The 13,081-nt window shown below is 65.0% G+C and carries 14 protein-coding genes; 11 read left to right on the top strand and 3 right to left on the bottom strand.

Annotated elements, in window-relative coordinates; genetic code table 11:
• Positions 1–928 (top strand): adenylosuccinate lyase (purB, locus tag JHD07_RS07175; protein ID WP_291620458.1); only part of this gene is annotated, 928 nt, incomplete at its 5' end.
• Positions 929–1,032: 104 nt separating this feature from the next.
• Positions 1,033–2,205, top strand: coding sequence for a M20 aminoacylase family protein (locus JHD07_RS07170; protein WP_291620456.1), 1,173 nt, complete (start codon positions 1,033–1,035; stop codon positions 2,203–2,205).
• A gap of 120 nt (positions 2,206–2,325) precedes the next feature.
• Here JHD07_RS07170 and JHD07_RS07165 read toward each other — a convergent pair whose 3' ends face one another.
• The 3 genes from JHD07_RS07165 to JHD07_RS07155 form a co-directional block, all read right to left on the bottom strand.
• Entirely contained in the window at positions 2,326–4,233 is a 1,908-nt protein-coding gene (locus JHD07_RS07165; protein WP_291620454.1) for an acyl-CoA synthetase, read from the bottom strand.
• Positions 4,234–4,404: 171 nt separating this feature from the next.
• A complete protein-coding gene (locus JHD07_RS07160) occupies positions 4,405–5,226 on the bottom strand; it encodes a hypothetical protein (protein WP_291620452.1) in 822 nt (273 codons plus the stop codon).
• Between the two features lies 1 nt (position 5,227).
• Positions 5,228–5,566 (bottom strand): hypothetical protein, encoded by a 339-nt coding sequence (locus tag JHD07_RS07155; protein WP_291620451.1) that lies wholly within the window; start codon positions 5,564–5,566, stop codon positions 5,228–5,230.
• Between the two features lie 200 nt (positions 5,567–5,766).
• Here JHD07_RS07155 and JHD07_RS07150 point away from each other — a divergent pair, with 200 nt between their 5' ends.
• The 9 genes from JHD07_RS07150 to JHD07_RS07110 all read left to right on the top strand — a co-directional run.
• Complete coding sequence (locus tag JHD07_RS07150) at positions 5,767–6,846, top strand: preprotein translocase subunit SecD (RefSeq protein WP_291620475.1); 1,080 nt, start codon at positions 5,767–5,769, stop codon at positions 6,844–6,846.
• Positions 6,847–7,089: 243 nt separating this feature from the next.
• The gene (locus JHD07_RS07145) at positions 7,090–7,896 is read left to right on the top strand and encodes a cyclic nucleotide-binding domain-containing protein (protein WP_291620449.1); all 807 of its coding nucleotides are present in this window, start codon (positions 7,090–7,092) and stop codon (positions 7,894–7,896) included.
• A 102-nt stretch (positions 7,897–7,998) separates the two neighbouring features.
• A complete protein-coding gene (gene murI, locus JHD07_RS07140) occupies positions 7,999–8,796 on the top strand; it encodes a glutamate racemase (protein ID WP_291620447.1) in 798 nt (265 codons plus the stop codon).
• A 56-nt stretch (positions 8,797–8,852) separates the two neighbouring features.
• The gene (locus JHD07_RS07135; protein WP_291620445.1) at positions 8,853–9,626 is read left to right on the top strand and encodes an aldolase/citrate lyase family protein; all 774 of its coding nucleotides are present in this window, start codon (positions 8,853–8,855) and stop codon (positions 9,624–9,626) included.
• 268 nt (positions 9,627–9,894) lie between these two features.
• On the top strand, positions 9,895–10,662 hold the full coding sequence (locus tag JHD07_RS07130) for an acyltransferase (RefSeq protein ID WP_291620443.1): 768 nt from the start codon (positions 9,895–9,897) through the stop codon (positions 10,660–10,662).
• 318 nt (positions 10,663–10,980) lie between these two features.
• The gene (gene rpsD, locus JHD07_RS07125; protein ID WP_291620440.1) at positions 10,981–11,598 is read left to right on the top strand and encodes a 30S ribosomal protein S4; all 618 of its coding nucleotides are present in this window, start codon (positions 10,981–10,983) and stop codon (positions 11,596–11,598) included.
• 69 nt (positions 11,599–11,667) lie between these two features.
• A complete protein-coding gene (locus JHD07_RS07120) occupies positions 11,668–11,886 on the top strand; it encodes a hypothetical protein (RefSeq protein ID WP_291620438.1) in 219 nt (72 codons plus the stop codon).
• Between the two features lie 31 nt (positions 11,887–11,917).
• A complete protein-coding gene (locus tag JHD07_RS07115) occupies positions 11,918–12,175 on the top strand; it encodes a type II toxin-antitoxin system RelE/ParE family toxin (RefSeq protein ID WP_291620436.1) in 258 nt (85 codons plus the stop codon).
• Between the two features lie 12 nt (positions 12,176–12,187).
• Positions 12,188–13,081: threonine aldolase family protein (locus JHD07_RS07110; protein ID WP_291620434.1), on the top strand; the 894-nt coding region annotated here is incomplete at its 3' end.

Here is a 13,081-nt window from a genome sequence, read left to right as displayed (position 1 = left end):
GAAGAAGCGCGCCTTCGAGCACAAGATGACGCCGACCATCGGCCGCAGCCACGGCATCCATGCCGAGCCGGTGACCTTCGGCCTCAAGCTCGCCTACGCCTATGCCGAATTCACCCGGGCCAAGGAGCGCCTGATCGCGGCGCGGAAGGAAGTCGCGACCTGCGCCATCTCGGGCGCCGTCGGCACCTTCGCGCAGATCGACCCGCGCGTCGAAGAGCATGTCGCGAAAGCCATGGGTCTCGTCCCCGAGCCGATCTCGACCCAGGTGATCCCGCGCGACCGCCACGCGATGTATTTCTCCACCCTCGGCGTGATCGCCTCCTCGATCGAGCGCATTGCGGTCGAGATTCGCCACATGCAGCGCACCGAGGTGCTGGAGGCCGAGGAGTTCTTCTCGGAAGGGCAAAAGGGCTCCTCCGCGATGCCACACAAGCGCAATCCGGTGCTGTCGGAGAACCTCACCGGCCTCTCCCGCATGGTGCGGGCCTATGTGACGCCGGCGCTGGAGAACGTCGTGCTCTGGCACGAGCGCGACATCTCGCACTCCTCCGCCGAGCGCATGATGGGCCCGGACGCGACCGTGACGCTCGACTTCGCGCTGGTGCGCCTCGCCGGCCTGATCGACAAGCTGCTGGTCTATCCCGCCAACATGCAGAAGAACCTCGACCGCCTCGGCGGCCTCGTGCATTCGCAGCGCGTGCTCCTGGCGCTGACGCAGAAGGGCGCCAGCCGCGAGGACGCCTACAAGCTGGTGCAGCGCAACGCCATGCCGGTCTGGCGCGGCGAAGGCGACTTCCTCCAGCTGCTGAAGAAGGATGCCGAGGTGAAGACCTATCTCACCGACGCCGAGATCGAGGAGCAGTTCGACCTCGGCTATCACCTCAAGCACGTCGACACGATCTTCAAGCGCGTGTTCGGCGAGAGCTGACGAGTTCCGTAGGGCGGATTAGCGAAGCGTAATCCGCCTTCTGTCCCCGGCAACGCGGCGGGTTACGCTACGCTAACCCGCCCTACGAAAAAGACGGAATCCTCATGCCCATCGTCAACCGCGTCGCCGCCCTCTCCGACGAAATGGCCGCCTGGCGCCATGACTTCCACGAGAACCCCGAGCTGCTCTACGAAGTCCACCGCACCGCCGGCATCGTCGCGGACAAGCTTCGCGAGTTCGGCTGCGACGAGGTGGTGACCGGCATCGGCCGCACCGGCGTGGTCGGGGTAATCCGCGGCCGCAAATCGGGCTCCGGCAAGGCCATCGGCCTGCGCGCCGACATGGACGCGCTGCCGATCATGGAGACGTCGGGCGTGCCTTACGCCTCGAAGATCCCGGGCAAGATGCACGCCTGCGGCCATGACGGACACACCGCGATGCTGCTGGGCGCGGCCAAATATCTCGCCGAGACGCGCAATTTCGACGGCGCGGCCGTGATGATCTTCCAGCCTGCCGAGGAAGGCGGCGGCGGCGGCAAGGCCATGGTCGAGGACGGCTTGATGACGCGCTGGAACATCCAGGAGGTCTACGGCATGCACAACATGCCGGGCCTGCCCGAAGGCCATTTCGCCACCACGCCCGGCCCGATGCTCGCCTCCTCCGACAACATCCAGATCACCGTCCGCGGCAAGGGCGGCCACGCCGGCGCAGGCCCGCACAAATCCGTCGACAGCGTGCTGATCGGTTCGCAGATCGTGAATGCGCTGCAATCGATCGTCGCGCGCAACGTCGACCCGCTGAAGTCGGCGGTGATCTCGATCACGCAATTCCATTCCGGCACCGCCTTCAACATCATCCCGGAGGTCGCCGAGCTCGGCGGCACCGTGCGCACGCTCGACCGCGAGGTGCGCGACCTCGTCGAGCGCCGCATCGGCGAGGTCGCCGACAGCATCGCGCGCGCCTATGGCGGCTCGGCCGAGACGAAGTACACGCGGATGTATCCGGTGACGATGAACCATGCCCGCGAGGCCGGCCTTGCCGCCGAGGTCGCCCGCGACATCGTCGGCACTGATCGCGTCAACGACAAGTTCATCCCGATGATGGGTGCAGAGGACTTCTCGTTCATGCTGGAAGCGCGCCCCGGCGCCATGGTGTTGGTCGGCATGGGCGACGGCAACGAGTGCCACCACCCGGGTTACATTTTCAACGACAACATCCTCGGCCACGGCGCCTCGTTCTGGGCACGTCTGGTCGAGACGCGGATGCCAGCGGGGTAACACCGTCTCCGCTTGCAGCTTGTAGCCCGGGTGAGCGAAGCGACACCCGGGAAAGCTACACCGGGTCGTCTCAGCCCGGATATCGCTTCGCTCATCCGGGCTACGATTCAACGCAAGCGTCTACGCCTGCACCACCTCGTGCCGCATCACGAACGGTGCAAGCAGCGCGTGCACCTCGCCCGCAACCGCCTCGCGCTGGTCCTGTGGCAAGCCCGCAAGCGTCACGGTCGCGATCGAGCCGTGGCTGCCGTGGGGACCGACCTTGACCCTGCAATCGATGCCGCGCTCGATGAGCGGAGCCAGCACCTTGGTGAACACGCGCTCGGCCGCGTCCCAGCGCAGCTGCGGCTTGAACACTTTGCCGACGCCCGTCACCGGCATCGGATCGATCGGGATGACCTGCACCGGAACGGCGGCGCGCTCCGGCGTGCGCTCGCGCACCCAGGCCTCGAGCTCGCCCGGCTCGACCGTCGCGCCAGGCTTCAGCTGCACGTAGCCCACCGGCAATTCGCCCGCGTAAGCATCCGGCTGACCGACCACAGCGGCGAAGCCGACCGCGGGATGTCTGAACATGATCTCCTCGACCGGCGCCGGATCGATGTTGTGGCCGCCGCGGATCACGAGATCCTTGGCGCGGCCGGTGATCCAGAGATAGCCGTCGGCATCGAGCCGGCCGAGATCGCCGGAATTGACCCAGATCCCGTCGACCAAGGCGCCCTTGTTGTGTTCGTCGTTGAGATAGCCGCCGAACACGCCAGGTCCCGCCATGATGACGACGCCGATCTCGTCCGGCTTGCAGTCCCGGATCAGGCGTCCTTCGGCATCGAGCTGCACGACCCGCACCCGCGCGTAGGGCATCGGCAGACCGACCGAGCCGAGCCGGATCGGCCGGCCCGGATAAGCGAGCGTGTGCACGCTCGAGGTCTCGGTCATGCCATAGACCTCGACCACCGGCAGCTTCAGTTTCTCCTGAATCGCCGAGCCGACCGCAACGGGGATCGCCGAGCCGCCGCCGGCCGCATATTTCAGGCTCGAGATATCCGCATTCCCCGGAGGCACCCCAAGCGTCGCGGCGAGCACGGTCGGCACGCTCGACAGGGCTTCGGGCTTGAAGCGCTCGACGAGCTGCCAGATGTTCTTCACCGCGTTCGGGTTGCGCCAGCCGCTCGGCGACAGCACCACCAGCGAGCCCCCGCCCGACAGCGTGGTCAGCACCTGGGTCAGCGAGCCGCCGACGTGAAACAGCGGCATACCGAACAGCAAATTGGTGCCGGGCTTGCCCTTCAGCAGCAGATTGAGCGCCCAGGCCTGATAGACTTGGTTGCCATGGGTGTGCCGCACCAGCTTGGGCGTACCTGTGGTGCCGCCGGTATGGAAATAGGCGGCGACGTCGCTGCCGCGGATCTGGCGTCCGCTGACGAGCCGGTCGGTCGGTTGCTGCTTGATCAGGTCGCTGAAGGCAAAGATGCCCTTGGCCGGATCCCCGCCCCCGAACACCTGCACGATCGCCTTGAGATGCTTCAGTTGCGGTCTGATCTGCTCGACCTTCTGCCAGATGTCGGTGCCCGGCATCGGCCCGAGCGCGACCAGGATCTTGGTATTCGCAGCCTCCAGGATCTCCGCGATCTGGTGCGGCTCTAGCAACGGATTGACCGGATTGGCAATGCCGGCGGCCTCCGCGCCGAACAGCGTGACGAACGCATCCGGCACCAGCGGCAACATGAAGCTGATGACGTCGCCCTTCTCGGCGCCGAGCGCGTGAAACATATTGGCGGCCTGCGTGACGCGCGCGATGAAATCGCGATGCGTGACGACCAGTGGCGTGTCGGCGGGATCGGCGTTTTGCAGGAACTGGATCGCCGCCCCGTCGGGGTTGCGCTCGGCACCAAGCCTGATCGCGTCATAGGTGCTCTCGGCCGCGATGCGGTCTGCATAGGGGACCTGCTCGAACGCCCGGACCTCCTCGTCTGTCAAAAGCTCCGGATAGTCGTTACCGATCAACCGATCGAGCGCGTGGATGCCCGCCATGAAATTTCGTCCTCCCTCAGATGCATGTCCCCGCCCAATATCTTTTGACATTTTGGTTCGGCGAGGCCTCGGCCGCTGACCGGCCGAGCGCACATACAATGGTGGATGATTTGGCATTCGTCCATGGCCGGAGAACCGGCCCGCGCGGATAGACGTCAGCCAAGCCCCGATTTAGCTATGGTCCCGCGACCAGCCGACCGCGTTGAAGTCGGCGGGGGCCGGCATCACCTCGGGCTCCGCAGTTGCCTGGCGCATGATTGCGTCTGCACGATTTGAATCCGATATCTCGATCGGAAGGCCCTCTTTGTTGACGGCGAGCAGTCCCGTCAATGCGGGCGGTGCGGTCATCACGTAACCGTCTGCAGCTTCGATCAGGCGAAGCGCGTCGTCGCGAATGAAGGCCGTCGACCATTCAGTGGGCAGCCCTTTCACGGCGGCAAACTCCTCCGCCGGGATCGACAATGCGTGCCTGCGGATTTCGTCAATGGTTCGCCGCGGCGAAAAATTGGGCGGCTTGCCGGCGGCTGCAAGCACCAGCGGTCCGAGCGGGCAATAGTCGCGTCCGATCGCGACGAGGTCGGCGATGTCACGCGCCTTCGAGCGGCCGGCAGCAGCGAGCACCTTGTTGACGGCCAGGTCTGCCTGATGGAGCCGCGCCCCCCATTGCTCGTCCTTCACGAGAGGAAAGAACCGAAGTCGGGTCTCGGCAAACCATTGAACGATCGTCGTTTCGGAATCGCGCGAGATGGTCGCATCGACGCAGCCATAGATGATGAAGTCGCGATGCGTCTTGAAGCCGGCGGCATCGAGGATGGCAAGATCGGCCTTCGCGCTTTCGGTTACCTCTTCGTCGGTGTCGTGGAAGATGTCGATGTCGTCCGATCGTCGCTGCCAATCCTTGTTGAGCATCAGGCCGCCGGCAAGATAGCTACTGTCCGAGCGGTTTTTGGCCAGAAGTCTCAGGATGTCGCTCTGCAACTTGCTCAGGGCCATTTCAGCTCTCCGTTGCGCGGTCGAGCATCTTCCTGCCCATCGCAAAGGCCCGGGCATCGCCACGCTCGATCATGGCGCGCGCCGCGACGGCGGCACGGGAGCGCAGATCGGGAAGCCGATCGAGATCGACATTGTCGAGAATGCGCGGTCCATAGAGACGAAGTGCATTGTCGAGCAGAGATTGCAGTTCTTTGGTCAGGCGATGCTCAGCGCGCATGCGCGAGGCGAGCGCCAGCACGTCATCACGTGCAGCCGGCGGAATCAGGACTTCGACACGTATGAGGTCGGCTGCGCCGCCTTGGCTGCGGTATTTCCTAACGCGTTTGCTCGCAGGGCTCATCGGCTGCCTCGTTCGGTTGCGAGATGGTTCTAGCACATGTATCCCGGTTACGCGATACCGTATCCCGGTTACGGAAATAATTCATTTAAAAACATGCACTTAATATCGACCTTGATGGACACAATGAACCTCGCCGTGCGCGGTGCGAACCAAGGATTGAGTGCTTCCCCAGAAGCCTCGCCATGGCACGTGAGGACGACATGACCAAGTCGCTGCAGGATCGAACGAGACGGCTCGCCGTGGCACTTGGCCTTGCCCTGGCGATCGCCCTGCCCGGTGCCTCGCTTGCCGACAGCCAGTTCGACAAGATGCGGGTCAAGGTCGCCGCCTTCATCGCCGACAAGATGGAGAAGCTGGGCGGATCGCGCATCCTCTACAAGGTGGACAGCGCGGCCTTGCGGGAGGCGGTCACGACGGAGCTGCGCGACGACATCTACAAGATCCTGCGCGAGGGCAAGATCGCGTTCTCCGGACTTGCCATTCAGGGCGGCGGCGTCGACGTAAAGATCGTGGACGCCAAGGGCCGCGAACAGCTCACGCGCAAGCTCGCCGCGGCGGCGGAAGGATTGCCCGCCCATGCGCTCACCGTGACCGATGGCGGAGACGGGCTGCTCAGGCTCGCCCCGACCGATGCCGCCGCCGGCGTGCGGCTACGCGATCTCGTCGAGAATTCCATCGCGATGATCGAGCAGCGCCTCAAGGACGCCGGCGTCAAACTGGCCAGCGTTCAGCCCGAGGGGACGGACCGCATTCGCATCTTCCTGCCGGGCGTGATGGAGCCCGAGCCGATCACCGCGATCTTCGCCAGAAAGGTCAAGGTCGGCTTCCGCCTGATCGACCTCTCGATGCCCGCGGAGCAGGCGCAGTCGGGCACGCCGCCGGCGGGCACGGAAGTCCTGCTCGGCTTCAAGGACAAGGTTCCTTATCTCGTCGCCAAGGACAGCGCACTCGAGGGCTCCGACATCAGCTATGCCGGCCCGGGATTCAGCGCTGGCAGCAAGGAACCGATCGCCTCGTTCCGCTTCAACGGCCGCGGCACCCGGCGCTTCGCCCACATCACGGCAGAGAACGTCGGCAAGCCCTTTGCCATCGTGCTCGACGACAAGGTGATCTCCGCTCCCGTGATCCGCGAGCCCATCACCGGCGGATCGGGGCAGATTGCCGGCAACTTCACCCTGGAAGAGGCCAACAGCGTCGCCATGCTGCTGCGCGCCGGTTCGCTGCCGGGACGCCTTGGCCTGGTCGAACAGCAGGCCGTGCCGCCCGCCGCCAAGCCGTGAGCGACGGCCGCTCCCGCCGCCTCGTCGTCCGCGCCCGTCGCGGCGCCGAAACCCGCAAGGCCGCCCCGAATCACGGCCGCTTCGGCCCGGCGCGCAACCATCGGGCAATTGCCGAAACGCCTGATCGGGCTAGAATTTGCCTCTTGCGGCACGATGGCCGGAAGCGTCATTCAAGCGGTCGTCATCCGATTTCGGCTATACGGGTGCCGACCAGGACTGAATGCCTTACGTGGGGTTAGTACCATGCCGTCCGGCAGCGCAGACGTTTCGTCGATCCTCGACCGCATCCTCGATGCGGCAACGGACAATCTCAGGATCGCGAAAATCCTGGTCCAGATGGGCCTCGACCCTGAAAACGTCACCTACGACGCGATCTTCAATCGGCTCTTGGAGATCTTCGTCCACAACATCACACTCGCCAATCTGTTCGCTGTGGTCGGGGCAATCTTCTTCGTTGCCACCCTCTTGATGCGGACCATGGTGCCGCTGCGCGTCGCCAACATGATCGGCTGCGCGTTCTTTGCTCTCTTCGGGGCGCTCTCGGCCAACGTTGCGACGTTCCTGCTGTATCTCCTGATGCTTCCGATCAACGCATTGCGCCTGCGGCAGATGCTCAAGCTGGTCAAGAAGGCGCGCCATGCGGCCGAAGGCGACATGTCGATGGAATGGCTCAAGCCGTTCATGACCGAGCGCAAATATCGGCGCGGCGACACCCTCTTCAAGCTGCGCGATCCCGCCAAGGAGATGTTCCTCACGGTGACCGGCAAGTTCCTCGTCAAGGAGATCAACGTCGAGATCGGGCCCGGCGCGCTGATGGGCGAGCTCGGCTTCCTCACGCCGGACAACCGGCGCACGGGGACGGTCGAATGCATCGAAGACGGACAGGTGCTGACGATCACCTATGACCGGCTGCTCGAGATCTACTTTCAGGATCCGCAGTTCGGCTATTACTTCCTGGTGCTGACCAGCCAGCGCCTCCTGCAGAACATCGATCGCCTGCAAAAGCAGCTGGCAGCCGAGCGCGCAGCGACCACGAACCGGATCGCGTGAAGGTTGCACGGCCCCGTGACGCGGGCCTCCGTAGCTTCGCGGGGACCGCCGCAAAACCGCCCCAAAAACCGAATGGTAACCATGGCGGGCTAGGGTGACCCTGTGACCAACTCTCCGACGATCCTGGTATTCGATTCCGGCCTTGGCGGGCTCACCGTGCTCCGTGAGGTCGTGGCCGCGCGCCCGGATGCGCATTACGTCTATGTCGCCGACGACGCCTTCTTCCCCTATGGCCACCACAGCGAGGACGAGATCATCGCCCGCGTCGTGCCGCTGATGGGCGAGTTGATCGGAACGCATGATCCCGACCTCGCCGTCATCGCCTGCAACACCGCGTCCACCCTGGTCCTGTCGCACTTGCGTGCGGCCTATTCGCTGCCCTTCGTCGGCACCGTGCCGGCGATCAAGCCGGCCTGCGCGCAATCGAAGACCCGCCGCGTGTCGGTGCTCGGCACCAAGGGTACGGTGAAACGCGAATACACCAAGGCGCTGATCCGCGATTTCGCACAAGGATGCGAGGTGACGCTGGTCGGCTCGCCCGACCTCGCCTCGCTGGCCGAGGCCGCACTCCGCGGCGAGCCGATCAGCGACCGCGACATCCTCGCCGAGCTTGCCCCCTGCTTCGTCGGCGACGCCGGGGATGCGAGCACGCGCACCGACACCGTGGTGCTCGCCTGCACGCACTACCCGCTCCTGCTCGACCGGCTGAAGCAGCTCGCGCCCTGGCCGGTCGCCTGGATCGATCCGGCGCCCGCAATCGCTCGCCGCGTGTCCGACCTGCTCGGTGCTGCGACCAGCGGTATCGTGCAGTCCGGCGCCGAGATGATCTTCACCTCGAACCGCATCCATGGCCTTTCGGCCACGCTGACGCCGTTCTTCGGCGGGCGCGCCGTCGCCTGAGCTTGCGCCGCGGCGGCGCGCTGCTAGGTTGCGTCATCACTAGCCGCAGGACTCCCATGTCGGTCCCGTCCAAGCCGCTCGCCCGCCTCCGCCAATTATGGCGTGAGGGCCGCCCCGCCTTCGGCGTCATCGCGACCATCCCGAGCGTGCAGATGGTGCAGATCATGGCGCGCTCGCTCGACTGGATCATCGTCGATCTCGAGCACGGACCGATCGGGCTGACCGAAGCGCATGCGATGATCGCGGCGACGACGGGCACGCCATGCACGCCCCTGGTGCGGATCGCCGCGAACGAGCCGTGGCTCGCAAAAGCTCCGATGGACATCGGCGCCTTCGGCATCAACTTCCCCATGATCACCACGCCCACGGAGGCCGAGAAGGCGGTCCGCAGCGTGCGCTACCCGCCGCGCGGCGACCGGCTCTGGGGCCCGTTCCACGCGCCGTTCCGCTGGGGCCAGTCAATGCCTGATTACATGGCCTCTGCCGATGACGAGATGATCTGCATGATCACGATCGAGCATGTCGAGGCGGTCAACCGCATCGACGAGATCATGGCGACCCCGGGCATCGACGTTGCCGTGATCGGCCCCGGCGATCTCGCCACCTCCATCAACAAGCGCGGCCAGATGGACGACCCCGAGCTGCTGGAGCTGATTGCACGCGCCGAAGCCGGCATCCTCAGAAGCGGCGTGCCGATCGGCGGCGTGGCGCGCACCGCCGACCAGGCCAATCGGTTGATCGACCGCGGCTACCGCGCCATCGCCCTGGGCTTCGACTGGTCGCTGTTCCAGCGCGGCATCATGGCGGCGTTCGAGGGGGTGAAACGCTGAATCGCCGCAACGAGTGTGATGCCTTACCGGCCACCGTGGCGCTGCCGAGATGCCAGGTCAGCGAAAACTTGCTCAAGGCGAAGCCGCACCCACGCGCCCGCCAAGGAACAAGCCATTGAAAAAGCTAATTATTACGTCAACATGCTGATACCTTGCACGGACCCTGATGCGGCGAACCGACCGTCCCCAGGCGGGTTGGTTCATGCTAGAGCAAGCAGGCGGGCCCGCTCGCTGCACATATTTTAGTCATTGATTGGAACTGGAGACGATGCGCGGGACGCCCAAGACCATTTCACTGCGGCGCCGTCTGATCTGCGACCTCATGCACGCCTCGATGGGCGTGCCCTTCGTTTCGCTGGCCCGCTCGCTCAAGATCCGCCCCTTGCTGGAGGCCCGCGCCGGCGCAACAGCGCCGGTCGGCTGGGCTGCGATGTTCGTCAAGGCTTTCGCCCTCGTTGCGCAGGAGGAGCCGATCCTGCGCACGGTCTACGTGAAATGGCCCTGGCCGGCGCTCTATGAGCTGCCCAAGAGCGTGGCGACGGTTGCGATCGCCCGGGTCGACGACGGCGAGGAATGCGTGCTGCCGCAGCGAATCGCCGGTCCCGAGGCCCTTTCGCTGGCAGCCGTCGATGCGGAGATCCGACGCGGCAAGACGGCCCCGATCGAGGACGTCCCGATGTTCCGCAAGATCATGCGGGCGACGCGCCTGCCGCTGCCATTGCGGCGCCTGTCCTGGGCCTTCGGTCTGAATTTCGGCCGCCAGCGCGGCAACTGGTTCGGCAGCTTCGGCGTGAGCTCGGTGGCGGCCTATGGAGGCGGCGAGCTCCACCCCATCACGCCAGGCCCCTATGTCCTGAGCTACGGGCTGGTCGAGCCGGACCAGACCATCCATGTCGTGATTCGCTGGGATCACCGCGTTACCGACGCCGCCCCGATCGCCCGGGTGCTGACCCGGCTGGAACAGGTCCTGAACACTGAAATCGCTGCCGAATTGCGGGCGACTGGGTCGAAGCCGGTCCGGGCGGTAAGGACGTAAAGATACAGTCGTTCCGGGCCAGCTCGGAAGAGCCGAACCTCAGGCGCGCAATTGCGCACGGGGAACTTCAAGATTCTCGTGTGCGTCGGGCGCACCAGAGTTCGCTCGACGAGCGCCCGGGAATGACGGCTAAAGAATTGACAGCCAGCCCCAAACTCCCCTAAAAGCCGCCTGCTCGCGGGCCGATTTCGGCCCGCGAAGCGTTTCGCGACCCGTGGTCCTCTCCCTTCAGCTTTGGGGATGGGACCTGTCGGTGCCGGGATCATCCCGTCACACAGGAGGGCGCGTTTCCTCAAACCATGACCTGAAGAGGACGCGATGACTAAGCGCAGTGAGGCGAAGTACAAGATCGATCGCCGTATGGGCCAGAACATCTGGGGCCGCCCGAAGAGCCCCGTGAATCGCCGCGAATATGGCCCCGGCCAGCACGGCCAGCGCCGCAAGGGCAAGCTCTCGGACTTCGGCGTGCAGCTGCGCGCCAAGCAGAAACTGAAGGGCTATTACGCCAACATCAGCGAGCGTCAGTTCCACGGCATCTATGTCGAGGCGAGCCGCCTCAAGGGCGACACCGGCGAGAACCTGATCGGCCTCTTGGAGCGTCGTCTCGACGCGGTCGTGTACCGCGCCAAGTTCGTCTCCACGATCTTCGCCGCCCGCCAGTTCATCAACCACGGCCACGTCAAGGTGAACGGCCGCAAGGTCAACATCTCGAGCTACCAGCTCAAGGTCGGCGACGTGGTCGAGGTCAAGGAAGCCTCCAAGCAGCTCGCCCACGTGCTCGAAGCCAGCCAGCTTCCCGAGCGTGACGTGCCTGACTATCTCGAAGTCGACCACGGCAAGATGACCGCGAAATACACGCGCGTCCCCAACCTCTCCGACGTGCCGTTCCCGGTGCAGATGGAGCCCCATCTGGTCGTCGAATTCTATTCGCGCTGATTATTTCAGCCGATCGACGTACAAAGGCCCCGGTATCCGGGGCCTTTTTGTTGTGGTAACGTGTTGTCGATGTCCAGAACGACCGACGAGCTCGCCAAAATCACCCCATCGGCCACGCCTAGCGAGGCGGAGCTTGAGGCGTGGGCAAAGCTGCCCCGCGACGAACAGGTCCGCCGATATCAAGCCCTGTTTGCGCAGCCCGAGTGCAACGAGTTCACCTCGGATACGCCGGACGACATTCTGACTGCCGCACGCCAACGCGTCGCTCAACGCCGCCGCCATGGCTGAGTACCGGTTATCGGAGCGTGCCCGAGCCGATTTGATCGACATCTACGACTTCACCGAGAGCCGGTTCGGCAAATATCAGGCCGAGGCCTACTATGCAGGTCTGATCCGCTCCTTCGGGCTTCTCGCCGATTTCCCTCTCGTTGGCCAACAGGTGGATGAACTTGCGGCTGGCTATCGGCGTTTCCGCTTCCAATCACATCTGATTTTCTACACGGTGCCATCCGACCACGTCGAAATCCGCGCCATTCTCCACGGTGCGCAAGACATCAGGCCGCAACTGTTCGACTAGACGAGACCAGCCATGCTCTACGCCCCTCCCCCGATCGATCCCAAGGCGCCGCCGGTGCGCATCAATCTGCTCTCGGACACGCAGACCAGGCCGACGGCGGGGATGCGCGAGGCGATGGCGCGGGCGGAGGTCGGCGACGAGCAGGTCGGCGACGATCCGACCGTGAACGCGCTGTGCGAGCGCGTCGCGGATCTGCTCGGCAAGGAAGCGGCGGTCTACATGCCCTCCGGCACGATGTGCAACGTCACCGCGACGCTGGTGCATTGCCGGCCCGGCGACGAGATCCTCGCGCATGAGACCGCGCACATCATCGCCCGCGAAGGCGGCGCGCATGCCGCGATCGGCGGCTTCCAGGTGACGCAGTTGAAGGGTCCCGACGGGCAGTTCACGCCGGAAACTCTTCGCAAGGCGCTGCATCCGCGCACGCGCTACCAGCCGCCGCAGACCTTGGTCAGCGTCGAGCAGACCGCCAATATCGGCGGCGGCACGATCTGGAAGAAAAACGATCTAGACGAGATCGTCGAAATCGCCAGAGCCAACGGCCTTGCCACTCATATGGATGGGGCGCGGCTGTTGAACGCTACAGTAGAACACGGCATCCCTGCACCCGAGATGGCTACCGGCTGGGATTCGGTATGGATTGACTTCTCCAAGGGGCTCGGCGCTCCGGTCGGTGCAGCACTTGCCGGCTCGCGCGCCTTCATCGACGCGGTCTGGCAATGGAAGCAGCGCCTCGGCGGCTCGATGCGGCAGGCCGGCATCTGCGCCGCGGCCTGCATCTACGCGCTCGACCACCACGTCGAGCGCCTCGCCGACGACCACGCCAATGCGCGGGCGCTCGCCCGCGGACTGTCGCAGATCTCAGGCATCGAGGTGCAGGAGCCCGAGACCAATCTCGTGTTCTTC

Source organism: Bradyrhizobium sp. (genome assembly GCF_016462955.1).
Lineage (GTDB): Bacteria > Pseudomonadota > Alphaproteobacteria > Rhizobiales > Xanthobacteraceae > Bradyrhizobium.
This window is presented reverse-complemented; position numbering and strand designations above follow the sequence as displayed.

Coding starts and splice junctions, on each gene's coding strand:
- JHD07_RS07145 (WP_291620449.1), top strand. CDS start 7,090: ATGCCGTCCGGCAGCGCAGACGTTTCGTCGATCCTCGACCGCATCCTC.
- rpsD (WP_291620440.1), top strand. CDS start 10,981: ATGACTAAGCGCAGTGAGGCGAAGTACAAGATCGATCGCCGTATGGGC.
- JHD07_RS07130 (WP_291620443.1), top strand. CDS start 9,895: ATGCGCGGGACGCCCAAGACCATTTCACTGCGGCGCCGTCTGATCTGC.
- JHD07_RS07170 (WP_291620456.1), top strand. CDS start 1,033: ATGCCCATCGTCAACCGCGTCGCCGCCCTCTCCGACGAAATGGCCGCC.
- JHD07_RS07135 (WP_291620445.1), top strand. CDS start 8,853: ATGTCGGTCCCGTCCAAGCCGCTCGCCCGCCTCCGCCAATTATGGCGT.
- JHD07_RS07155 (WP_291620451.1), bottom strand. CDS start 5,566: ATGAGCCCTGCGAGCAAACGCGTTAGGAAATACCGCAGCCAAGGCGGC.
- JHD07_RS07120 (WP_291620438.1), top strand. CDS start 11,668: ATGTCCAGAACGACCGACGAGCTCGCCAAAATCACCCCATCGGCCACG.
- JHD07_RS07160 (WP_291620452.1), bottom strand. CDS start 5,226: ATGGCCCTGAGCAAGTTGCAGAGCGACATCCTGAGACTTCTGGCCAAA.
- JHD07_RS07165 (WP_291620454.1), bottom strand. CDS start 4,233: ATGGCGGGCATCCACGCGCTCGATCGGTTGATCGGTAACGACTATCCG.
- JHD07_RS07150 (WP_291620475.1), top strand. CDS start 5,767: ATGACCAAGTCGCTGCAGGATCGAACGAGACGGCTCGCCGTGGCACTT.